The organism is Bradyrhizobium pachyrhizi, from assembly GCF_001189245.1.
Lineage (GTDB): Bacteria > Pseudomonadota > Alphaproteobacteria > Rhizobiales > Xanthobacteraceae > Bradyrhizobium > Bradyrhizobium pachyrhizi.
In genome coordinates this window covers 196296-218637 of record NZ_LFIQ01000114.1, presented here as the reverse complement: position 1 = coordinate 218637, position 22342 = coordinate 196296, and the positions used below count along the sequence as shown (strand labels likewise).

General features: G+C 65.6%; 22 protein-coding genes and 1 pseudogene. 13 read left to right on the top strand and 10 right to left on the bottom strand.

The genetic code is table 11. The annotated features are described in order from the left end of the window. Nucleotides 1-202: 202 nt before the first annotated feature. The 3 genes from AKL29_RS30145 to AKL29_RS30135 are packed head-to-tail and all read right to left on the bottom strand — an operon-like array spanning nucleotide 203 to nucleotide 3859. Entirely contained in the window at nucleotides 203-973 is a 771-nt protein-coding gene (locus AKL29_RS30145) for an exodeoxyribonuclease III (protein WP_050386651.1), read from the bottom strand. Nucleotides 974-1003: 30 nt separating this feature from the next. After that, complete coding sequence (gene alr, locus AKL29_RS30140; protein WP_050386650.1) at nucleotides 1004-2308, bottom strand: alanine racemase; 1305 nt, start codon at nucleotides 2306-2308, stop codon at nucleotides 1004-1006. Nucleotides 2309-2356: 48 nt separating this feature from the next. After that, the gene (locus AKL29_RS30135) at nucleotides 2357-3859 is read right to left on the bottom strand and encodes a replicative DNA helicase (protein ID WP_028335153.1); all 1503 of its coding nucleotides are present in this window, start codon (nucleotides 3857-3859) and stop codon (nucleotides 2357-2359) included. Nucleotides 3860-4457: 598 nt separating this feature from the next. Here AKL29_RS30135 and AKL29_RS43480 point away from each other — a divergent pair. Beyond that, a complete protein-coding gene (locus tag AKL29_RS43480; protein ID WP_167350434.1) occupies nucleotides 4458-4628 on the top strand; it encodes a hypothetical protein in 171 nt (56 codons plus the stop codon). Between the two features lie 20 nt (nucleotides 4629-4648). Here AKL29_RS43480 and AKL29_RS30130 read toward each other — a convergent pair whose 3' ends face one another. Next, the gene (locus AKL29_RS30130; protein ID WP_028335154.1) at nucleotides 4649-5902 is read right to left on the bottom strand and encodes a cyclopropane fatty acid synthase; all 1254 of its coding nucleotides are present in this window, start codon (nucleotides 5900-5902) and stop codon (nucleotides 4649-4651) included. A gap of 258 nt (nucleotides 5903-6160) precedes the next feature. Here AKL29_RS30130 and AKL29_RS30125 point away from each other — a divergent pair, with 258 nt between their 5' ends. The 3 genes from AKL29_RS30125 to AKL29_RS30115 all read left to right on the top strand — a co-directional run bounded on the left by AKL29_RS30125 (nucleotide 6161) and on the right by AKL29_RS30115 (nucleotide 8272). Continuing rightward, on the top strand, nucleotides 6161-7117 hold the full coding sequence (locus tag AKL29_RS30125) for a hypothetical protein (protein ID WP_050386649.1): 957 nt from the start codon (nucleotides 6161-6163) through the stop codon (nucleotides 7115-7117). Nucleotides 7118-7208: 91 nt separating this feature from the next. Then, nucleotides 7209-7814, top strand: a complete 606-nt coding sequence (locus tag AKL29_RS30120; protein WP_050386648.1) for a TetR/AcrR family transcriptional regulator — start codon at nucleotides 7209-7211, stop codon at nucleotides 7812-7814. Beyond that, entirely contained in the window at nucleotides 7811-8272 is a 462-nt protein-coding gene (locus tag AKL29_RS30115) for a PaaI family thioesterase (RefSeq protein WP_050386647.1), read from the top strand. Before AKL29_RS30120 ends, AKL29_RS30115 begins: the two co-directional genes overlap by 4 nt. 49 nt (nucleotides 8273-8321) lie before the next feature. Here AKL29_RS30115 and rplI read toward each other — a convergent pair whose 3' ends face one another. The 4 genes from rplI to rpsF all read right to left on the bottom strand — a co-directional run bounded on the left by rplI (nucleotide 8322) and on the right by rpsF (nucleotide 10781). Further along, the gene (gene rplI, locus AKL29_RS30110) at nucleotides 8322-8924 is read right to left on the bottom strand and encodes a 50S ribosomal protein L9 (RefSeq protein ID WP_016844289.1); all 603 of its coding nucleotides are present in this window, start codon (nucleotides 8922-8924) and stop codon (nucleotides 8322-8324) included. A gap of 51 nt (nucleotides 8925-8975) precedes the next feature. Then, nucleotides 8976-9944: a hypothetical protein gene (locus AKL29_RS30105; RefSeq protein WP_050386646.1), complete on the bottom strand. Its 969-nt coding sequence runs from the start codon at nucleotides 9942-9944 to the stop codon at nucleotides 8976-8978. Nucleotides 9945-10070: 126 nt separating this feature from the next. Next, on the bottom strand, nucleotides 10071-10310 hold the full coding sequence (gene rpsR, locus AKL29_RS30100) for a 30S ribosomal protein S18 (protein ID WP_016844287.1): 240 nt from the start codon (nucleotides 10308-10310) through the stop codon (nucleotides 10071-10073). A gap of 6 nt (nucleotides 10311-10316) precedes the next feature. Next, nucleotides 10317-10781: a 30S ribosomal protein S6 gene (gene rpsF, locus AKL29_RS30095; protein ID WP_028335160.1), complete on the bottom strand. Its 465-nt coding sequence runs from the start codon at nucleotides 10779-10781 to the stop codon at nucleotides 10317-10319. Between the two features lie 338 nt (nucleotides 10782-11119). Between rpsF and AKL29_RS30090 the strand changes: the two genes are divergently transcribed. The 9 genes and pseudogenes from AKL29_RS30090 to gmk all read left to right on the top strand — a co-directional run bounded on the left by AKL29_RS30090 (nucleotide 11120) and on the right by gmk (nucleotide 19861). Further along, on the top strand, nucleotides 11120-11836 hold the full coding sequence (locus tag AKL29_RS30090; RefSeq protein WP_050386645.1) for a TetR/AcrR family transcriptional regulator C-terminal domain-containing protein: 717 nt from the start codon (nucleotides 11120-11122) through the stop codon (nucleotides 11834-11836). After that, nucleotides 11833-12857: pseudogene (locus AKL29_RS30085) on the top strand (fatty acid desaturase family protein). Before AKL29_RS30090 ends, AKL29_RS30085 begins: the two are co-directional and overlap by 4 nt. 265 nt (nucleotides 12858-13122) lie before the next feature. Further along, nucleotides 13123-14076 carry an ACP S-malonyltransferase gene (fabD, locus tag AKL29_RS30080; RefSeq protein ID WP_050386644.1) on the top strand — a complete coding sequence of 318 codons (954 nt, stop codon included), beginning with the start codon at nucleotides 13123-13125 and terminating at the stop codon, nucleotides 14074-14076. A gap of 21 nt (nucleotides 14077-14097) precedes the next feature. Next, nucleotides 14098-14835 (top strand): 3-oxoacyl-[acyl-carrier-protein] reductase, encoded by a 738-nt coding sequence (gene fabG, locus AKL29_RS30075; protein ID WP_028335164.1) that lies wholly within the window; start codon nucleotides 14098-14100, stop codon nucleotides 14833-14835. 289 nt (nucleotides 14836-15124) lie between these two features. Beyond that, on the top strand, nucleotides 15125-15364 hold the full coding sequence (locus AKL29_RS30070) for an acyl carrier protein (RefSeq protein WP_002716125.1): 240 nt from the start codon (nucleotides 15125-15127) through the stop codon (nucleotides 15362-15364). Nucleotides 15365-15460: 96 nt separating this feature from the next. Continuing rightward, nucleotides 15461-16726 carry a beta-ketoacyl-ACP synthase II gene (fabF, locus tag AKL29_RS30065; RefSeq protein WP_050386643.1) on the top strand — a complete coding sequence of 422 codons (1266 nt, stop codon included), beginning with the start codon at nucleotides 15461-15463 and terminating at the stop codon, nucleotides 16724-16726. Between the two features lie 127 nt (nucleotides 16727-16853). Continuing rightward, on the top strand, nucleotides 16854-18104 hold the full coding sequence (mltG, locus tag AKL29_RS30060; protein ID WP_016844279.1) for an endolytic transglycosylase MltG: 1251 nt from the start codon (nucleotides 16854-16856) through the stop codon (nucleotides 18102-18104). A gap of 212 nt (nucleotides 18105-18316) precedes the next feature. Continuing rightward, nucleotides 18317-19204 (top strand): YicC/YloC family endoribonuclease, encoded by an 888-nt coding sequence (locus tag AKL29_RS30055; protein WP_050386642.1) that lies wholly within the window; start codon nucleotides 18317-18319, stop codon nucleotides 19202-19204. Nucleotides 19205-19207: 3 nt separating this feature from the next. After that, nucleotides 19208-19861, top strand: a complete 654-nt coding sequence (gene gmk / locus AKL29_RS30050) for a guanylate kinase (protein WP_028335167.1) — start codon at nucleotides 19208-19210, stop codon at nucleotides 19859-19861. 59 nt (nucleotides 19862-19920) lie between these two features. On the opposite strand, the gene AKL29_RS30045 is transcribed toward gmk, so the two are convergent. Together AKL29_RS30045 and AKL29_RS30040 are read right to left on the bottom strand one after the other, a co-directional pair. Beyond that, nucleotides 19921-20988 (bottom strand): hypothetical protein, encoded by a 1068-nt coding sequence (locus AKL29_RS30045; RefSeq protein WP_050386641.1) that lies wholly within the window; start codon nucleotides 20986-20988, stop codon nucleotides 19921-19923. Between the two features lie 291 nt (nucleotides 20989-21279). Continuing rightward, nucleotides 21280-22338 carry an alcohol dehydrogenase gene (locus AKL29_RS30040; protein ID WP_050386640.1) on the bottom strand — a complete coding sequence of 353 codons (1059 nt, stop codon included), beginning with the start codon at nucleotides 22336-22338 and terminating at the stop codon, nucleotides 21280-21282. Between the last annotated feature and the right edge of the window lie 4 nt (nucleotides 22339-22342).

Here is a 22342-nt window from a genome sequence, read left to right as displayed (position 1 = left end):
GATGTCGTCCCGGCGCAGGCCGGGACCCATAGCCACCGAAGGCGATTGTTGCACGACGCTGGGGCCACAGCTTTCCCTACCAAGCCAATTCTGTGGTTATGGGTCCCGGCCTGCGCCGGGACGACGGCGGTGTGTGCGGCATCATCCGATCCACGTCGCGACCACCATCATGCCGATTGTCACGAGGCGTGATGCCGGTGCATCACCTCAGCACCACCCACGCCGGCGCGTGATCGCTGGCGCCGTCTTCGCCGCGGATGGCGCGGTCGACGCCGGCTTTCACGAGCCGTGGCGCCACTGCGGGGCTGAGCAGGAGATGATCGAGCCGCAGGCCTGCATCGCGTGGCCAGCGCTGGCGCTTGTAGTCCCAGAAGGTGAACATCTGATCGTCCGGATGCAGGGTGCGGATCGCATCGCACCAGCCCTGATCGACCAGCGCCTTGAAGGCGGCGCGACTCTTCGGCTGGATCAGCGCATCCTTGTCCCAGGAGCGCGTCGGGTAGATGTCGAACGGCGTCGGCGCGACATTGTAGTCGCCGGCGAGCACCACCGGGACGTCCTCTTTGAGCAGCTTGGCGGCATGGGCGCGCAGTCGCTTGAACCAGGCGAGCTTGTAATCGAATTTCGGCCCGGGCTGCGGATTGCCGTTCGGCAGATAGAGGCTGGTGACGACGATGCCGCGCACCGCGGCTTCGATGTAGCGTGCTTCGTGATCGCCGGCATCGCCGGGCAGGGCGGTGCGGATCAGCACCGGCTCGGCCTTGCGCGCGAGGATGGCGACGCCGTTCCAGGTCTTCTGTCCCTGCCACACCGCGCCGTAGCCGGCCTGCTCGAGCGCGGCCGCGGGAAATTCGGCGTCGCTGGCCTTCAGCTCCTGCAGGCTGACGATGTCGGGCTTGGCGGTCTTGAGCCAGCGCAACAGGTTGGGCAGGCGGCGGTTGACGTTGTTGATGTTGAAGGTCGCGATCTTCATGCGCACCGGCAATCGCGAACCTTGATCATGTCAGGTGGACGTCGCTGTTGGCTCGGCGGCCGGCAGTGGCGGCGGCGCAGCGGGCGCTGCTGTTGGCAAGGCTGGCGGCGCAGCGGGCGTGGCAGCCGGCTCGCTCGTCTCGGTGACCGCGTCGCTTCTCGCGGCGACGGCATCGCCGCCCTTGTAGATGCGCGCGAAGCGGCGGCCGAGGCTGGTCAGCACCTCGTAGCCGATGGTGCCGAAATGATGCGCGACCTCGTCGACCGTGATGCCTTCGCCGATTAGCGTCACCATGTGGCCGCGCCGCACGGCATTCTTGTCGAGGTCGGTGACATCGACCGCGATCAGGTCCATCGAGACGCGGCCGGCGATCGGGCAGCGCTTGCCGGCGACCACGACCTCGGCGCCGCGGGTGCCGTCATTGGCGCTGGCGGCGCGGAAATAGCCGTCGGCATAGCCGGCGGCGACGATCGCAAGCCGGGTCGGCCGGCGCGCGGTCCAGGTGCCGCCATAGCCGACGGTCTCGCCGCGGTCGATGTTGCGGATCTGCACGATGCGCGCCTTGAGGTCGACCACCTGCTGCATAGGGTTGTCGGCCTCCGGCGTCGGATTGACGCCATAGAGCGCACAGCCCGGCCGCACCATCTCGAACTGGAATTGCGCGCCGAGAAACACGCCGGAAGAATTCGCCAGCGAGGCCGGCACGCCGGTGAACAGGCTCGCGATCTCGCGGAAGCTCGCGAGCTGCTTGGCGTTGGCAGGATTGTTGAGCAATTCGGCGGAGGCGAGGTGGCTCATGACCAGCGTGATGCCGTGGTCGCCGGCGTTGATCCGCGGGATGATGCCCTGCGCCTCGCTGACCGTGAGCCCCAGCCGGTTCATGCCGGTGTCGATATGGATGGCGGCGCCGCCGGACCAGCCGGAGCGGCGGCAGAACACGTCCCATTCGGCGAGCTCGTTGAGATCGCCGATCACCGGCTTGCAGTCGATCCTGGCGTAGGCGTCGCCGGTGTTCTGGAAGAAGCCGCCGAGCGAATACACCGTCGCCTCGGGAGCGGCCGCGCGCACCGCGGCGGCCTCCTCGACGCTGGCGACGAAGAAGGTCTTGCAGCCGGCCTTGGCCAGCGCCCGCGCAACCTGCTCGGCGCCGCAGCCATAGGCGTTGGCCTTGACCACGGCGGCGCACTCGGCCGGCACCGCGGTCTTCTCGAGCTTGCGCCAGTTGGCGATGATGGCGTCGAGGTCGATGGTGAGGATACCGCTGGCGGTCGGGTGGGCCGCCAGCAAACTGGCCTCGGGTGTCAGCTGCGATTTCGCGTCAGTCACGATGTTCATGGCTCAGTTTTACGCGGGTGCCTTGCGTCGTTCAACCGAGTCCGGATCTCAGTGGCCGTGATCCGGAACCTGACCGTCGGGTGCGAGGTCGCCGAAGCGCGTGACGCTGGCCTCGAAGTGCAGATCGACCGTGCCGGTCGGGCCATGGCGCTGCTTGCCGATGATGACTTCGGCCTTGCCGTGGGCGAGGTCCATGTCCATCTGCCACTTCTCATATTCCGGCGTGCCCGCGCGCGGCTCCTTGTTGGCGAGGTAGTATTCCTCGCGATAGACGAAGATCACGACGTCGGCGTCCTGCTCGATCGAGCCGGATTCACGCAGGTCGGACAGCTGCGGCCGCTTGTCGTCGCGGTTTTCGACCTGACGCGACAGCTGCGACAGCGCGATGATCGGAACGTTCAGTTCCTTGGCCAGCGCCTTCAGGTTGGTGGTGATCTCGGTGATTTCCTGCACGCGGTTGTCGTTGCCGCGTTTGCCCGAGCCCTGCAGCAGCTGGATGTAGTCGATCACGATCAGGTCGAGACCCTTCTGGCGCTTGAGCCGTCGCGCCCGCGCGGTGAGCTGCGAGATCGAGAGACCGCCGGTCTCGTCGACGTAGAAGGGCAGCGATTGCAGCTCGATCGAACAGTCGCGGATCTTCTCGAAATCGAGCTCGGAGATGCCGCCGCGACGGATCGAGCTCGAGGGAATGCCGGTGCGCTCGGCGAGAATACGCGTGGCGAGCTGTTCGCCGCTCATTTCGCAGGAGAAGAAGCCGACACAGCCGCCATTGACTGCCTTGGTGGTGCCGTCCGCCTGGACTTCCGGCACATAGGCTTTGGCGATGTTGTAGGCGATGTTGGTGGCGAGCGATGTCTTGCCCATGCCGGGACGGCCGGCGAGGATGATGAGGTCGGACGGCTGCAGGCCGCCCATCTTGGCGTCGAGGTCGCGCAGACCCGTCGAGATGCCCGACAGCTTGCCGTCGCGCTGGAATGCCTTCGCCGCCATGTCGACGGCGATCGTCAGTGCCTGTGCGAAGCGCTGGAAGCCGCCGTCATAGCGGCCGGTTTCAGCAAGGCTGTAGAGCTGCCGCTCGGCATCCTCGATCTGGGCGCGCGGCGCGAAGTCGACCGGCGCGTCGTAGGCGACGTTGACGATGTCCTCGCCAATCTGGATCAGGTTGCGGCGCAGGCTGAGATCGTAAACGGTGCGTCCGTAGTCCTGGGCGTTGATGATGGTGGTCGCTTCGGCGGCAAGCCGGGCGAGGTATTGACCGACCGTCATGCCGCCGATGTCGAGCTCGGCCGGCAGGAACGTCTTCAAGGTCACGGGGTTCGCGACCTTGCCCATCCGGATCAGGCTTCCGGCGGTTTCATAGATTTGCTGATGGATGGTTTCGAAGAAGTGCTTCGGCTCCAGGAAATCGGAGACCCGGTAGAAGGCGTCGTTGTTGACCAGGATCGCACCCAGCAGGCCCTGTTCCGCTTCGATGTTGTGCGGCGCACTTCGGTAGGCCGGGGATGCGGCGTCGGGCGCGAGCTTGTGGACGTTCGAATCAATCAAGGCCATGGACGAGCTTAGTCTTCTGATTTCGTCGTTACTGAGATTTTCGGCTGTGGGGCGGCGATGAAGCGCCAGCCCGGCACGAAGCGAAAGGACGGATGTTTCTTATGCACGATTCACACAACGCGAGGTGTGAATCCGAAACAGCCGGATGCATTCCGCTTGACTGGGGTTTTGTCCGAAACCGGGCGGGAGCCGGCCGATCAGCACGGTCTTGGCAAAAATTGGACGCAGCCTGAACCTTTTGCCAGGCGAGCGGACCCATGGAGAGGCGAGGCGGCTGTTGGCGTCGATTTCTCAGACCAGGATGAGGAAGGCCAGCGCGATCAATGCGGCCACCACGCCAGTGGCGATCAGGGCGTAGTCGGTCGCGATATCGCGCTGCGGGTCCAACATCGTCTGGTGTGTTTCTCGGGTCATTCCGGACCACTACGACAGCCCGGGACAGACCTCTGTGAAGTAGATCACATGCGCCGCACTTTCTTTGCGGCAGGTTCGCGGGAACGACCCGGCGGATTCCGGGTTGTCTTCGCTCAGGCAAGATACGGCGGCGATGGCTCGAGAGTTTCAAACTGTGCGATCAAGGCTTGGCCGGGCAGATGGCATGGACCGCCGCTGGCTGGTGGCGCTTGTCGATGCCATGGAGCAGGCGGCGCGTCCCGAAGTCCGCACTGTTCCCTGCGATGCCAGCTTGATTTCGGCCGCCGCGGCGCATCTGGCGCGTCCGGCGCCGACCTTTGGCCATTGCGGATCGGCCTATAGCCTGCGCAACTAGCAGCACCTGTTCCTTCGGGCCTATTCGCCGGCCAGTTGCAGCCGGGGCTTGGCCGCGCCGGCCTCCTTCAGCCGCAGGCGGGCTTCTTCGCCGCCGATATAGTCGCGCGTTATCGGGACGATGCCCTGGCGCTTGGTGAGCTGCAGCTGGAAGTTCATCATGTTCTGCACGCGGAACGACATCTCCGAGGCGGCCAGGTAGAATTCCCACATTCGGGCAAAGGTCTCGTCGTAGAGCCGCACGGCCTCCTCGCGTCGCGCCATGAAGCGCTCGCGCCACGCCTTCAGCGTCTCGGCATAGTGCAGGCGCAGGATCTCCATGTCGCAGATCAGTAATCCGGCCTTCTCGATCGCCGGCATGACCTCGGACAGGGCGGGAATGTAGCCGCCGGGGAAGATGTATTTCCGGATCCAGGGGCTGGTGACGTCGGGGCCGGTGGAGCGGCCGATCGAATGCAGCACCATGACACCGTCGTCGCTGAGCAGTTCGGCGCAGCGCGCGAAGAAGGTTTCATAGTAGGCGACCCCGACATGCTCGAACATGCCGACCGAGACGATGCGGTCGAACGGCCCGGGAATGTCGCGGTAGTCCTGCAGCAGGAAGCGCGCCGATTGCGCGAGGTTCCGCTCCGCCGCCCGGGCGTTGGAAATTTGCAGCTGCTCGGTCGACAGCGTGACGCCGGTGACGTCGGCGCCGCTCATCTCGGCGAGATAGAGCCCAAGGCCACCCCAGCCGGAACCGATGTCGAGGATGCGGTGCCCGGGCTTGATCAGGAGTTTTGCGGCGAGGTGACGCTTCTTGGCGAGTTGGGCATCGTCCAGCGTCGCGTCCGGCGTCTCGAAATAGGCGCAGCTGTATTGCTTGTCCGCGTCGAGGAAGAGGGAATAGAGGCGGCCGTCGAGATCGTAATGACGGGCGACGTTGCTTTTGGACCGGCCGCGTACATTGATCTGCTGGGCGCGGCGTCCGAGGAAGCGTACCCAGGCTTGCAGCCTGGCAAAGTTCGGCAGCATGGCTGCCTGACCCATCAGGACCGCGAGCACGTCGGCGATGGTGCCTTGCTCCACCACGAACGTGCCGTCCATGAAGGCTTCGCCGAGATAAAGTTCGGGATCGACCAGGATGCGGAGTTCCGCTCCTCGCGTCATGAAGCGCACGGCGACCGGTACGCCCGTGCCGTCACCGCAGGTGAACTGAGCGCCGCTTGCGGTCGTGAACGTGATCGAACCGCGGCGGATGAAGCGCCCCAAGAAGTATCGCAACAATCGGTCCATCGAAACACCAACGGAACGGCAAGCTGCACACCGACACCACCGGAGTTGATCACTCCAATGTGTCCCCAACCTCAAGATAGGCAGGGAATTAGATCGCGCTATTGCGTTGTGGTCAAAGCCGATATTCCAAAATGTGACAATTGCGTGGATGCGTCATGGCTGCGCTTCCATTCGCGCGATAATCGGCTAAAAGGTGACCGCCGCGGCCGATCCATCAGGCGCCGGCGGCGATTTTTCCGGAATCTGGAGACTTAAGGAATGTTGAGCCGAGCCCTCAGTCTGGCGACGGTGGCGCTTCTGACTGGCTGCCTGTCAGCCGTATCGGCGCAAGCGCAAAACCTCGAGGCCGGCAAGAGCCCCTCCCAGATCTTCGCAAGCACCTGCACTGCTTGCCACAAGAGCCCGCGCGGCCTGCTGAAGTCGGTTCCGGCCGGTTCGCTGCCGGGATTCCTGCGCCAGCACTACACGACGTCCAGCGACATGGCCGGCGTGCTTGCGTCCTATCTGATTTCGAACGGCGCCAACGACCCGCGCTACCAGGCCAAGGATCAACCCAAGGGCGCCAAGGGCCGGGAAGGCAGGCAGGAGGCCAACCAGTCTCCGGAACAGCCGTCCGAGCGTCCAGCCCGGCGACGGCACCAGGATGCAGCGCCGCAGGAAGGTGCCAAGGAAGGGGCCAAGCCTGACACCGACGGTTTGAATCCCGAAGGACGTCCAGTTCACCGCGGCAAGCGGATGGCCCGCCCGAGCGAGGCGCCGGAGGGCGCGAAGCCGGACGACGGCCAGACGCCGCAGGCCTTGGGCGAGGGCAAGCCGTCGCGTCAGAAGCACGGCCGTCGCGGCAAGCCCGTCGAGGAGCCGAAGTCCGAGGAGACACCCAAGGGCGTGGCGACCAGCGACGATTCCAAGACATCCACCAGGCATGATGACAAGGGTGAAGCCGAGAAGACGGCGAAGCCTGCCGCCGAGCCCGACACGGCAAAGGTCGACGCGCCGAAGAGCAATGGCGGCGGTGAACCGCCTGCCGTGCGATCCGATCCGGTTCCGCAGGTCACACCGGCACCTGCGGCGGCTGCGCCTGCCGCATCCGAGCCGGCCGCAGCCGCATCCCCCGCTCCGGCGCCAGCCGCGCCGCCGGTGACTGCGACGGCGCCGCCGCCACCTCCGCCCACGACGCCAGGCTCCGGCCCGCCGGAAGCCCCGACCTCGAAGTAATCGCCAACGCCGGGCCCCAAGGTCCGGCGTATTCGATTGACCATCATTAGAGCAATACTCTAGAGTGTTAATCTAGTCAGGAGAGGACGACTTGAGCACGGCACGCGAAGATCTGCTGGCGGCAGGACTGGCGGTGTTCGACCGCGACGGGTTTGAGGGCGCGACGGTGGCCGAAATCCGCTCCCGCGCGCGCGCGTCCAACGGCAGCTTCTTCCACTTCTTCACCTCGAAGAAGGAGCTCGCAGGCACCCTGTTCCTGGAAATCCTGCAGGCCTATCACGCCGCCATCATCAGCTCGGTCGACGCCAGCTGCGGGGCGGGCGAGGGCGTTGCGCGGCTGATCCACGCCCATCTCGATTGGGTCGTGAGCAACCGGCGCGAGGCGCGCTTCCTGTTCGAGATTTCGCGCAGCGAGTGGGGCGAGGAGGTGCGCGGCGCGCAGCGCACCGAGAATTCGCGGCTCACCGATGGCATCGAGCGCTGGCGCGCGCCGCTGCTTGCGCGCGGCGAATTGCTGCCGATGAGCGCTGTGCTGTTCTTCAGCCAGATCATCGGGCCGGCGCAGATCTTCTGCCGCGCCTGGCTGTCGGGCCGCCATACCGGCGATCCGCGCGAACAGATCGAGACGCTGATCGCCTGCGCGGATCGCGCAGTGGTGGCGTCGGGTGCGCCGGAGCGAACAGGAGGGACTTCATGAGCGAGACCGATCCCGACTTTGCACCGATCGCGACGCGAATTCGCGACAATGTCGGCCGGCAGGGCTTCATGGGTCTTGTCGGTGCCGAACTGGCCGAGCTGTCGCGCGGCACCTGCACGCTCGCGGTCGACCGCCGGCCGGAGCTGTTGCAGCAGCACGGCCTGTTTCACGGCGGGGTGACGGCGTTCCTGGTCGACAACGCCACCACGATCGCAGCGGCGACGTCGCGCGGGCAGCCGGCGCTGACGGCGGAGTACAAGCTGAACCTGCTGTCGCCGGCGTCGGGCGATCGTCTGATCTGCCGGGCGCGCGTGATCAAGCCGGGACGTCAGGTCGCCGTCGTTGCAGCCGACGTGTTCTGCGTGATCGACGGCAAGGAGAAGCACACCGCGACCGCATTGGCCTCGATCGCCATGCTCGACGACAAGACGGCGGCACGAATCCAAAGCCCGGCCTGATCGAGGCCGGGCTTCGTAGCGTTTAGTCGGTTGGACGATGGCGAGAAGCTTACTTCTCTTCGGCGGCCGGAGCCGGCGCGGCTTCCTCGTCGTGCTGGGCTTCCGGATCGAAGAACTCGCCGGCGGCGGCGAGCGCCTCGGCAGCCGCGTCCTGGTCTTCCTGGCGGGTCGAGATGTCCTCGCCGCGCTTGATCCGCTCGGCCTCTTCAGCGGAGCGAGCGACCGTCACGGTGACGCTGGTCTCGACCTCGGGGTGGACGGCGATCGTCACCTTCTGCGCGCCGATTACCTTGATCGGCGAGTCGAGCCAGACCTGCGGGCGCGAAACCGTCACGCCGTCGGTCGCCAGCGCGGCGACGATGTCGCGCACCGTGACCGAGCCGAACAGCTGGCCGGACTCGGAGGCCTGGCGGATGATGACGATGTCGCGGCCGTCGATCTTCTCGGCAACCTTGGCGGCTTCGCCCTTGGCCTTGATGTTGTTGGCCTCGAGCTCGGCCTTCATGCCGTCATACTTGGCGCGGTTCGCCTCGGTGGCGCGCAGCGCCTTGCCGCGCTTCAGCAAGAAGTTGCGGGCGAACCCGTCCTTGACGCGCACGACTTCGCCCATCTGGCCAAGCTTGGCAACGCGTTCGAGCAGAATGACTTCCATTTTCGTTCTCCTTTAGATGCTAAGTACGGGTTTAAGCGGTTGGATCGAATCTCAAGCCGCGGGCAAAGGCGGCGGTCTTGTCTGCAGATAGCGCTGGCGCAGCCCGAACACGGCGTCGGCGATGCCGAGCGCGAACATCGCCACGATCGGCCAGCCGAACATGACGACGACCGCATAGATGCCACCGAGCCAGAAGCCGCGATTGGTGAGCGACAGCGTCAAGGTGTGCAGAACGGCGAAGCCGACGAGCGCATAGGCGATTACGAGTGCCGCAGTGATGATCTGCGCCAGCAGCGCAAGCATGCCGCCGATGAAGCTGACGCCGACCGCCGCCAGCAGCGCGACCAGCGTCACGGCCGGAAGCGCCGTGGTGCGGAAATCCGGCCACGGCCGATTCAACCGCCCCGAGGTTTGCGCAATCTTGCCGGCGAGCCACAGGCTCAGCGTCAGCGTGACCATCGCGAGGATCGTTGCAGCGAGGGGCGCGAGGATCACCAGCACGTCGACCAATCGTTCGATCTCACCGCTGGGCAACCCTTCGCCGGTGCCGAGCACCTTAAGCAGGCCGCGCCGCAAAGCACCGGTGACTGTGTCGGCATCCGAGCCGAGCGTGAGCAGCGCTGCGGTCGTGGTGATGATGGCGAAGGCTGCGATCCAGAGCAGGATACGGCCGACGGGGTACCATTCGAGCGCTGGCGGCTGCTGGGTGGCGCTGTCGCCGGCGGAGCTCTCGATCGGCCGTCCGAGCAGCGCAAGGTGGCCGAGCCACCAGCCGGGCACGGCGACGATCATGGCAAACGCGATGCAATAGGGAAGTCCGAAGATCGCGCCGAGAACGGATGCAGCAGCGACGCCGCCGATGGCCGCGGCAAGCGGTCCCCAAGCGAGTGCCGACACCATCAGCGGCAGCGGCGCAAGAAAGTACAGCAGCAACGAGATCAGCGCGCCCGAACTGATCGAGGCGAACATCAGCGCCGACGCGGCGCCGGCGGCAAGTGCAACAATGAGTATCCCGATCATCAGCTGTCCCGCCCCCTTCGAGCGGTTAGGGGTCCTGCTTCGAGAACCCCAACCATCGGCGACCGGACGACCCGGAAGCCTTATGAGAATGAGCGGCCGGCGACGTAAGCCGCCGGCCGGAAACGATTACCTGATCACGTAGGGCAGCAAGCCGAGGAAGCGCGCGCGCTTGATGGCGCGGGCGAGCTCACGCTGCTTCTTGGCGGACACGGCCGTGATGCGGCTCGGCACGATCTTGCCGCGCTCGGAGACGTAACGCATCAGCAGCTTGGAATCCTTGTAGTCGATCTTCGGCGCATTCGCGCCCGTGAACGGGCAGGACTTGCGACGACGGAAAAACGGACGGCGGGCACCAGCATCAGCCATGATTCTTTACTCCTCGGTCGCAGCTTCTTCGTCGCGCGGACGGCGCGGACCACGGTCGCCACGGAAGCCACCCTCGCGGTCACCACGGAAACCGCCTTCGCGGTCGCCACGGAAGCCACCACCACGGTCATCGCGCTCGCGATCGCGGTCGGCCTTGCGCATCATCGCGGACGGGCCTTCCTCGTGCTCTTCGACGCGCACGGTGAGGTAACGGATGACGTCTTCGTTGATCCGCTCCTGGCGCTCGATCTCGGTGACGACGGCCGACGGTGCGTCGATGTTCATCAGCACGAAATGCGCCTTGCGGTTCTTGTTCATGCGGTAGGTGAGGGAGCGTACGCCCCAGCTCTCGGTCTTGGTGACCTTGCCGCCGCCCTGTTCGACGATCCCCGTCATCTGGGCCGTCAGTTCATCCACCTGCTGGGTGCTCGCATCCTGACGCGCGAGAAAAACATGCTCGTAAAGAGGCATGGTTGTCCTTTCCTGTGTTGGCGTGGTTTCCGGCGACAAGCCCTTCGAGACCTTCGGAAAGGACTCGAGCTGCTCAAGAAGGCGGGAGCACGGGACGACGGGCCGACTGGCCCTGCCACATCAAAATCAACGGGTGAATTTGCTGAGACCGTCCGTTCAGCTCCCGGCCGGAGCCCACGAATGCCGCGCTTATACGGATTTTGGGTACGAAAGCAAGGGTTCTCGGCCTCCGGATGCGCGAGGCGTCGTAGCCCTCCGGGCCGTTTGACGCAACCTCGGGCGTTTTCCCGTTGATTTCTTTGTTTGTATGTCATACAAATATCTTGGGAGGACGAGATATGGGTTCGGAGACCGCCAGCGGCATGTCTGCGCCCGATCCGAAGCACGCGGTTCGCGCGACGCGGTCGGCGGGGCGCAAGATGCGCTCGCTGCTGCTCGATGCCGCCAGCCGCCTGTTCAAGGAGCGCGGGCTCTCGGGCACATCGATCTCCGATATCGCCGCGGCCGCCGACGCCTTTCCGAGCCAGATCACCTATTACTTCCGCACCAAGGAAGCGCTGTTCGTCGAAGCCGCCAGCCGCGACATGCTCTATCTCGCGCGCGCGACCGAGCAGGTCGCCCTGAATGCGCACACCCCGCGGGACTACACCCACGCTTTGGCCGAGACCGTGACCGCGACCGACACGGTCGCCTTCTTCGCGGAGGCCTTGACCCTCACGCGACGCCGGCAGGACCTTGCGCCCCTGGTCGAGCGCACCATCGAACGCCTGCACAGCGAGGGCGCGCGCGCCTATGCGGGCCAGGTCGAGCGGCATGGCTGGCGCTCGCTGCGCGCGCCCGAGGAGAGCTCGCGGCGGTTCTGGGCGATCGCGATCGGCGTGATCGTCGAAGGTTTTGCGATGGGCCGCGGCTCCGAGGAAATGTGCCGCGAATTGCTGCGCGCGCTCGGCGAGCAGGCGACATCAACTTCAACGTCGGCCAATGACGGGACGCGTCTGCGGCTGGTCGGCGATCACAGCACTTCATCCTCAACGGACGGGGAGACAAGCACATGACCGCGCTTCGCATGCGAGCCCGTGATTCCTCACCGAGGACGAACTGGTCGCGGTGCGCGAGCGCACCACGTGGAAGGGCGCAGCCCTGATCGTGCACGCCTGGGCGCTGATCCTGGGCGCGATCGCGCTGGTCGCGTGGTGGCCCAATCCGCTGACCTATCTGCTCGCGGTCGCGATCATCGGCTCGCGCCAGCTCGGGCTCGCGATCCTGATGCATGACGGGGCGCACGGCTGCCTGTCGGCGGACGAGAGGACCAATCTGACGCTGAGCCAGTGGTTCTGCGCCTATCCGATCTTCGCGGAGACCCGCGGCTATCGCCGCTATCATCTGCAGCATCATGCGCGGACGCAGCAGGAGGATGATCCCGATCTCGTGCTGTCGGCGCCGTTTCCGATCACGAAGCTGAGCTACCGCCGCAAGTTCTTCCGCGATATCACCGGGCAGACCGGCTACCAGCAGCGCAAGGCGCAATTGCTCAATGCGATCGGGCCGAAGGAGTGGCCGTTGTCGCGGCGCGCCGCCAACTTCTGGCAGAAGCTCGGGCCGCAATGCGTCACCAATGCGCTGCTGTTCGCGGGCCTCGCCGCCGCCGGCGTGTGGTGGGCCTATCCGCTGTTGTGGCTGGTGCCTCTGCTGACCTGGATGATGGTGATCACGCGTATCCGCAACATTGCCGAACACGCCGTCGTGCCCGACAGCTCCGATCCCCTGCGCAATACCCGCACCACACGGGCCAACGTCCTCGAGCGTCTCTTCATCGCGCCGTATTACGTGAACTATCACCTCGAGCATCATCTGCTGTTCTACGTGCCCTGCTACAACCTGCCGCGCGTCCATCGCATCCTGAGCGAAAGCCGCTATGCCGGCCGGATGGAGGTGCAGCCGGGCTACGCCGCGGTGCTGCGGATGGCGACCGCCAGGCCCGCCAGCGAGGATCGTCCGGGGCAGCTGGTCAACAGCGCACGCCGGGCGAGGGCTGGCGCCGAAGTTAACGCCGACCAGAATGCCGGCGGGTTCTAGCCTGGAGCCGGACCGGCATCCCCAGGGTTCCTCCGGCGCGGCTTGACAGCACCGCCTCCATCAGTGTCTTACGGCCCGGTCCGGGGCCGGTTGCAAGGCTTGGTTGTCAAGGCTTGGTTGCCAAGGCCTTATTGCCAAGGCTTGGTTGCAAGGGATTGGCCCGGACCCGCTGTGGCGCGTTTTGCGCGACGCGGATACCGTTTTCCCCTGCGGCGGGCGTAAAGCGCCTGCGCGGAGATCACGCTCAACAAGGTAGGGATCGCCGATGACGGCAGCATTTACGTTTCCCGGGCAGGGCTCGCAGGCGGTCGGCATGGGCAAGGCCATGGCCGACGCCTTTCCGGCGGCCAGGGCGGTGTTCGACGAGGTCGATTCCGCGCTGGGCGAAAAGCTGACCGCGATCATCTGGGATGGTCCCGGCGAGACATTGCAACTCACCGAAAATGCCCAGCCCGCGCTGATGGCGGTGTCGATCGCCACATTGCGCGTGCTCGAGGGCGAAGCCGGCTTTTCGGTCGGCCGCAACGCGGCCTTCGTTGCCGGGCACTCGCTCGGCGAGTATTCGGCGCTGGCCGCCGCCGGAAGCCTCTCCGTCAGCGACACCGCGCGGCTGCTCCGCACCCGCGGGCTCGCGATGCAGAAGGCGGTGCCGGTCGGCGTCGGTGCGATGGCCGCATTGCTCGGTCTCGACTACGAAACCGCCGTGGCGGTCGCCAACGAGGCGGCGCAGGGACAGGTCTGCCAGGCCGCCAACGACAATGGCGGCGGCCAGGTGGTGGTCTCCGGCGACAAGGCCGCCGTCGATCGCGCGGTCGAAATCGCCAAGACCAAGGGCGCCAAGCGCGCCATGCTGCTGCCGGTGTCGGCGCCGTTCCATTGCAAGCTGATGCAACCGGCGGCCGATGCGATGGCAGAGGCGCTGTCGGGCGTGACCATCAAGGCGCCCGCGGCGCCGCTCGTCAGCAACGTGCTGGCTTCCGCCATCACCGATCCCGACGAGATCCGCCGCCGCCTGATCGAGCAGGTCACGGGCACCGTGCGCTGGCGCGAGTCGGTTGCCTATATGGCAGGGCAGGGCGTGACGCGGTTCTTCGAGATCGGCGCCGGCAAGGTGCTGAGCGGCCTCGTCAAGCGCATTGCCGACGGCGCGGTCGGCGTGTCCGTCGGCGGTCCGAACGATATCGCTGCGGCCAAGGACGCGCTCGCAGCTTCGGCTTGAAGCAGCCGGAAGGAGAATTCGATGTTTGATCTGACTGGCAAGACGGCGCTCGTCACGGGCGCAACCGGCGGCATCGGCGGCGCGATCGCGCAGGCGCTGCATGCGCAGGGCGCGACGGTGGCGATCTCGGGGACGCGGCGTGAGGTGCTGGACAGCTTCGCGGCCAAGCTCGGCGAGCGCGTGCACGTGCTGCCGTGCAATCTCTCGAGCAAGGATGATGTCGAGGCGCTGGTGCCGGCAGCGGAAGCTGCGATGGGGCAGGTCGACATCCTGATCGCCAACGCCGGCATCACCCGCGACAACCTGTTCGTGCAGCTGCGCGACGAAGATTGGGACGACGTGATCGCGGTCAACCTGACCGCGACGTTCCGCCTGGCGCGCGCCGCGACCAAACTGATGATGCGCAAGCGCTTCGGCCGCATCATCGCGATCACCTCGATCGTCGGCGTCACCGGCAATCCGGGGCAGGGCAACTACACCGCGTCGAAGGCCGGCATCATCGGCCTGATCAAGACGCTGGGCGCCGAATACGCCAAGCGCGGCGTGACCGCCAATTGCATCGCGCCGGGTTTCATCAAGACGCCGATGACCGATGCGCTGAACGACAAGCAGCGCGAATCCATCCTGGCGAAGGTTCCTGCGGCTCGGCTCGGAACGCCCGAGGATATCGCTGCTGCGGCGGTCTATCTGGCCTCGAACGAGGCCGCCTACGTCACCGGACAGACGATCCACGTCAACGGCGGGATGGCTATGATTTGAGCTACTGGCCGGCTCTCGCAATGCGGCGAAAAGCCGTTTTCGGGAGCCGGTTCAGGCGTGTAGTCAAGGCTTTGGAAGTATGGTAGCTGAAGCCCCCGTGGATGGGCGAAGAACGCCATTGCAGGATTTTGAAACCCTGTATATTGGCGTGGCGACGCCTGCCGTTCGCCGGGGCTTTAGTCGGCTACGACCGGGCCGAATCAAGACTATGCGCGACTGAGTAATCGAGACGACCACGATGGCTCGTATCGTCTTGGGGTCGGGTCCAATGGAACAACGAGGTTGAACGATGAGTGAGATTGGCGAGCGGGTTAAGAAGATTGTGGTCGAGCACCTTGGTGTCGAACCCGAGAAGGTGGTCGATAGCGCGAGCTTCATCGATGACCTCGGCGCCGACAGCCTCGACACCGTCGAGCTCGTGATGGCATTCGAAGAAGAATTCGGTTGCGAGATTCCCGACGACGCGGCGGAGACGATTCTGACCGTTGGCGACGCGACCAAGTTTCTTGAGAAGAACGCGAAGAGCTGACGCCGATCGCGAAGTTGACGGGGCCGGACGGACCGTGATCGAGCGGTCCCCCGGCTTCTTATTATCAGCCGCGCATTGCTGGCCGGAGACGTGGAAATGAGACGAGTTGTCGTCACGGGGCTGGGCATGCTTACACCGCTCGGCTGCGGCGTTGACGCAACTTGGGCGCGCATCCTCGCCGGAGACAGCGGCGGCAAGAAGATCGACACGTTCGACGTGTCCGACCTGCCGAGCCAGGTCGCCTGCTACATTCCGCGCGGCGACGGCACTGGCGGCACCTTCAATCCCGATCAGTGGATGGAGCCGAAAGACCAGCGCAAGGTCGACGACTTCATCGTCTATGCGATGTGCGCGGCCAAGCAGGCGCTGGACGATGCCGACTGGCATCCGAAGTCGGACGAGGACCAGTTCGCCACCGGCACGATGATCGGCTCCGGCATCGGCGGCCTCACCGGCATTGCCGAGACTGCGGTGCTGCTGAAGGAGCGCGGACCGCGCAGGGTCTCTCCGTTCTTCATTCCGGGCCGTCTGATCAATCTGGCCTCCGGCTATGTCTCGATCGAGCACGGCCTGAAGGGACCCAATCATGCGGTGGTCACGGCGTGCTCGACCGGCGCGCATGCGGTCGGCGACGCAGCGCGGCTGATCGCGCTCGGCGACGCCGAGGTGATGGTCGCGGGCGGCGCCGAATCGCCGATCTCCCGCATCGGCATCGCCGGCTTCTGCGCGGCGCGTGCGCTGTCCACCGGCTTCAACGAGACCCCGGAAAAGGCATCGCGGCCGTACGACAAGGATCGCGACGGCTTCGTGATGGGCGAGGGCGCCGGCGTCCTCGTGCTCGAGGAATACGAGCACGCGAAGCGCCGCGGCGCGAAGATCTATGCCGAGGTCACCGGCTATGGCCTGTCGGGCGATGCCTTCCACATCACCTCGCCGCCGCCGGACGGCAATGGCGGCTTCCGCAGCATGAGCATGGCGCTGAAGCGCGCCGGCCTCGTGGCATCCGACCTCGACTACATCAATGCGCACGGTACCTCGACGCAGGTCGGCGACGAGATCGAGCTCGGCGCGGTCGAGCGTCTGCTCGGCAATGCGGCCTCGAAGGTTTCGATGTCGTCGACCAAGTCCGCGACCGGACATCTGCTGGGTGCGGCCGGCGCGATCGAGGCGATCTTCGCGATCCTGGCGATTCGCGATAACGTGGTGCCGCCGACCATCAATCTCGACAACCCGTCGGTGCAAACGGCGATCGATCTCGTGCCGCATACGTCGCGCAAGCGTGACGTCAATGTGGCGCTGTCCAATTCCTTCGGTTTCGGCGGCACAAACGCTTCCGTGATCGTGCAGCGCGTGACCAATTAGTAGGTCTTTAGAACTAGTCCACCGTTTTGCCGTATTCCGCGGTGACTCCTAATAGCGGGCGTATGCTATTGGCAGGGCAGGGGTTTGTCCGGCCACGATTCAACCGGCAGGATATTGGTTTGCATCGATGAGTGAGAGGCCGCCCATTTCACCGAGGAGTCCACGCGCCGCGCTGGAGCCCGAACAGCTTCCGCCGCCGCCCAAGCGCTCGGATCGCGCCCGCAATCCCTTCGTGATCGTCGGCAATGCCATCTTCACCATCCTGATCATCCTGATGATCGGCGCCGGAGCGACGTACTACTACGGCAAGCAGGCACTGGAATCGCCGGGACCGCTGCAGGAAGACAAGATCGTCAACATCCCGGCGCGCGCCGGCAAGCGTGACATCGCCGACGTGCTCTCGCGTGAGGGCGTGATCAACGTCAATCCGTGGGTCTTCATCGGCGGCGTGTTCGCGCTGAAGGCAAGCTCCGATCTCAAGCCCGGCGAATATTCGTTCCAGAAGAATGCCAGCCTGCGCGACGTCATCGCCACCATCGTCGACGGCAAGGTGGTGCAGCACGCCATCACGATACCGGAAGGCCTGACTTCCGAGCAGATCGTGACGCGGCTCTCCGACAACGACATCTTCACCGGCTCGGTGCGCGAGATCCCACGCGAGGGCACGCTGCTGCCGGAGACCTACAAGTTCCCGCGCGGCACCACGCGCGACCAGGTGATCCAGCGCCTGCAGCAGGCGCAGAAGCGCGTGCTCGCCGAAATCTGGGAACGCCGCAACACCGACACGCCGCTGAAATCGCCGGACCAACTGGTGACGCTGGCCTCGATCGTCGAGAAGGAAACCGGCCGCGCCGACGAGCGCAGCCGCGTCGCCGCCGTGTTCGTCAACCGCCTGCGCCAGCGGATGAAGCTGCAGTCCGATCCGACCATCATCTACGGACTGGTGGGCGGCAAGGGAACGCTGGGCCGTCCGATCAAGCGCAGCGAGATCACGCAGCCGTCGCCCTACAACACCTATGTGATCGACGGCCTGCCGCCCGGACCGATCGCCAATCCGGGCCGCGCCTCGCTGGAGGCGACCGCCAACCCGGCGCGCACCCGCGACCTGTTCTTCGTCGCCGATGGAACCGGCGGCCACGCCTTCACCGAAACCTACGACCAGCACGCGAAGAACGTCGCCAAACTGCGCGCGTCGGAAAAGCAGATCCAGAACGACACCGTCGAGCCCGCGGATGATCCGGCGCCCGCCGCCGCGGCGCCCGGCGCCGACACCAATCCCACGGCGACGACGCCGAAGCCCACCAATCAAAAGAAGCCGCCGCGCGGTCGGCAGGGCGCAGCCCAGCAGACCAATTCGCCGCCGGTGGTGCAGCGCTAAAGCGCGATCGTCATCGAGCTTTAGCTTCTTGTTTGAGCATGATCTTTCGGAAAACCGCCACACACTTTTCCGGATCATGCTGTAGCTCTGCGTTTCCGGCGGTGGAACGTAATTCCACTTTCACGGAATCCGTTTTAAGGTCGCGCCGGCTCCCCACGAGTCTCGCAGGCTCCGGGTGAGTCCCATATCCTTCTGTTGGAGAGTTTCACGCGATGGCGCTGTCGAGCATGACTGGCTTTGCCCGAAGCCATGGCGCAAGCGGTCCCTATACGTTCGAGTGGGAGCTGAAATCGGTCAATGCCAAGGGCTTTGACCTGCGGTTGCGGCTTCCGCCGGGCTGGGACAAACTGGAAGCGCTTGCCAAGAAGCGGGCGGGCGAGCTGCTGTCGCGCGGCACGGTCTACGCCAATCTCATCGTCAAGCGCACCGACGCGGCGCAGACGATCCGCATCAATGAGGACGTGCTTGCCGCCGTGGTGAAGGTCGCCGGCACGCTCGCGCAGCGGATCGACGCGGTGGCACCGAGCATCGACGGACTGCTCGGCATCAAGGGCGTCATCGAGGTGGTCGAGCCCGAGAGCAACGAGGACGAGGACAAGGCGGCGCGCGAGGCGGCGGCGATGGCCTTCGAGCAGGCGCTCGGCAGCCTTGTCGAGATGCGCCGCCGCGAGGGCGATGCGCTGGGGCAGATCCTGATGCAGCGGATGGACGAGATCGAGCGGCTTGCCAAGCGTGCCGAGACCGCTCCCGGCCGCAAGCCCGAGGCGATCAAGGCGCGGCTTGCCGAGCAGATCGCGGCCCTGCTCGAGACGTCCGACCGCTTCGATGCCGACCGCCTCAATCAGGAGGCGATCCTGATCGCCACCAAGGCCGACATCCGCGAGGAACTCGACCGCATCGCCTCGCACATTGCCCAGGCGCGCGAGATAATCGGCAAGGGCGGTCCGGTCGGGCGCCGGCTTGACTTCCTCGCCCAGGAGTTCAATCGCGAGGTGAACACCTGCTGCTCGAAGTCGAACGACGTCGAACTGACCAACACCGGGCTTGAAATGAAGAACGTGGTCGAGCAGTTCCGCGAACAGGTCCAGAATCTGGAGTGAATGATGACGGCGCAGGGTTTTGACGGCGTAGAGCGGCGCGGACTGATGTTCGTCCTGTCGTCGCCGTCGGGCGCCGGCAAGACCACGCTGTCGCGCATGCTGCTGGAGCGCGAGCCGGGCCTGAAGATGTCGGTGTCGGCGACCACGCGGCCGATGCGGCCGGGCGAGGTCGCGGGCCGCGACTACTTCTTCGTCGACAAGAAGAAGTTCGAGAAGATGGTCGAGCACGGTGAACTACTCGAATGGGCCACCGTATTCGACAACCGCTACGGCACGCCGCGCGCGCCGGTCGAGGCCGCGCTAGCGGTGGGGCAGGATGTTCTGTTCGATATCGACTGGCAGGGCACGCAACAGCTCCACCAGAAAGCCAGCGCCGATGTGGTGCGGGTGTTCATCCTGCCGCCGTCGGCCGCCGATCTCGAGAGGCGGCTGCATACCCGGGCGCAGGATTCGGAAGAGGTCATCCGCGGACGGATGAGCCGCGCCAGTCATGAGCTGAGCCATTGGGCGGAATACGACTACATCGTCGTCAACCAGAACGTCGACGATGCCTTTGCCGAGGTGCAGTCGATCCTGAAGGCCGAGCGCCTCAAGCGCGAGCGCCGCACCGGCCTCACCGAATTCGTGCGCGGCCTGCAGCGTCAGCTCGAGAAGTAGCGCGTTGCGGACGTGATGCGACCGCATCACGTCCGTTAGCATTTTTTCCTAAGCGGACCTTAATTCGTCGCGCTGCGCGCAAGCCGCTGCAGCATTGCGGCGATCTGCTTGTTGTCTTGCTCCCTTTGATCCCGATCACGCGTAGTCTCGCGACGTGGTGCTGGCTTCTCGGCGCGGCGTGGAGCGGGCGTCTCCGCACGGCGCGGAACGGGTGTCTCGGCGCGGCGCGGCGCAGCCTCGGACAGCCGCAGCGGACGGTCCCGGCTGACAACTGCCATCGGGGGCGCCGGCTCGGTGTGCAGCGAATCCCATGGCGCCTGCCACTCATCCTTGGTCTCGTAAGGCGGCGTACGCGTGCGGGTCAGCCGGAACACCAGCGTGCTGACCAGGCCGGCCAGCGCCAGGGCTCCAACCATCACGATCAGCAGCATCTGTGTCGACGACGGTGACTTCTCCACGGATGCCTCGGCCGAGGCGGGCGCGGCAGGCGCCGGCGCGGCCGCTTGTTGCGGTGTCGCATCTGCTTGCGCGGCCACGGTCGGCTGATCCGCGGCGCGCCGGGTTCCGTTGGTTCCGGCCATGCTCGATGCATCCAGCCATCGGGCGTTCACGTCGGACGACTGCGCGTTGGTACCGGCGGGCGTGGCTGCCGGGTCGGGCGTCGCTGCCGTCCCGCCGGCCTGGCCGGCGTCGGCGCTTGGCGCAGGTACGGCTGCGACCTGCGGCGAGGGCCATTCGGCATGGGCATCAGCGACTGATTTGCGGATCGCCGGCTGCTGCGGCGCGGGCTGGCTCTGCGGCGTCGGCTGGCTCTGTGGCGGCATCGCGTCGGCCGTTGTGGTATCGGGCGCGGCTGCCGCTGGCGGTTGCTGCGTGCTCGTGGTCGCCGTCTTGGCGGCCTTGTTCTTGGCCTCGCCGAGATACCAGCACTTCTTCTTGCTGCGATCGAGATGGTAGAACCAGTGGCTGCCCGCAGGCGCGGTTCCCTTGGGCGCGGACAGACAGGTGTCCGCGGTGTTGGTGCTATTGGCCGTATTGGCGGCGGTCTGGGCCATGGCGCTGCAACTGGCGCCGGCCAGGATGCTGGCGGCAAGCGCCGCAGCGAATTTCGCTGAACGATTTGACATACGCGTCCCCGGTATCTCTTTTTTTACGCAAACGCTGGAGATCTTAATCTCGGCAAAGAGTTGGGTCGCAATGCGCCGCAAATCCGGAACGGGTAGGGCTTAATTGGGGCTCGCGGCGTGCCGCAATTGCGGCGGGCCCGAGGCCGCGGAACATGAACCGAACGATGGCTTGGTTCGACTGTCAGGTTCCGTCGGAGCGGCTGTGTCCCGCCGGCGGTAGCAGCACCGACGGGACGTCATGTCTCAGCATGATCTTTCGGAAAGCCGCGTCACACTGTTCCGGATCATACTCTAGTTCTTCAGGACGATGCGTCCGACGACCTTGCCGGCGCGCAGCTCGTCGATCCATTTCTGGACGTCGGCCATCGGCTCTTCCTTCATCGGCGTCGGCTTGATCTTGCCGGCGCGGGCGAGCGCCATCAATTCCTGACCTTCGGCCAGCGTGCCGACCATGAAGCCTTCGATGGTCATGCGCTTGTACACCCACTGCACCATCGGCAGCGTGAACTGGCCGCCCATCAGGCCGGACACCACGATCTTGCCGCCGCGCGCGACCGTCGACACCGCAAACGCCATCGACTTCTCGTTGCCGGCAAAGTCGACGACGCCGTCGAAGCCGCCGTCGCTCTCCTTCAGCATGCGCTTGACGACATCGGGCTCTGCCGGGTCATAGGCGGCCGCCGCGCCGTTCTTCAGAGCGGTCTCACGCGCCGCGGGGCTGAGATCGGCAACCGTGATCGGCTGCTTGAACATCGCCTGCGCGAATGACAGGCCCATCATGCCGACGCCGCCGAGGCCGATCAGCAGCAGATTGCGCTGCCGCGGACGATCGACCAGGCGCTTCAGCGCGCCATAGGCGGTGACGCCGGAGCACATCAGGGTGGCGGCCTGGTTGACCGGCAGTGGATCGTAGTCGAGCAGGTATTTCGCGTCGGGCACCAGCACGTGGGTGGCGAAGCCGCCGTCGATCGAGACGCCGAGGAAGCGCTGCTTGACGCACAGGTTCTCGTCGCCGGCGAGGCAGTCGCGGCACTGGCCGCAGCCGATCCAGGGGAAGACGGCCTTCTTCGTCCCGATCAGGTCCTTCGGCGCATCGGGGCCGACCTCGTCGACCACGCCCGCGATCTCATGGCCGAGCGTGAAGGGCAGGGTCATGCCGCGGGTGGTGTCGAGCTTCTTGCCGCCGCCGAGATCGGCATAGCCGTCCTGGATGTGGAGATCGGAATGGCACAGGCCGCAGCGCTCGATGCGCACCAGCACTTCGCGTCCCTGGGGCTGCGGCGTGTCGACAATGGTTTCGCACAGCGGTGCATCGAATTTGACGAGGGATTGGCGAACCATACGCGCCATTACG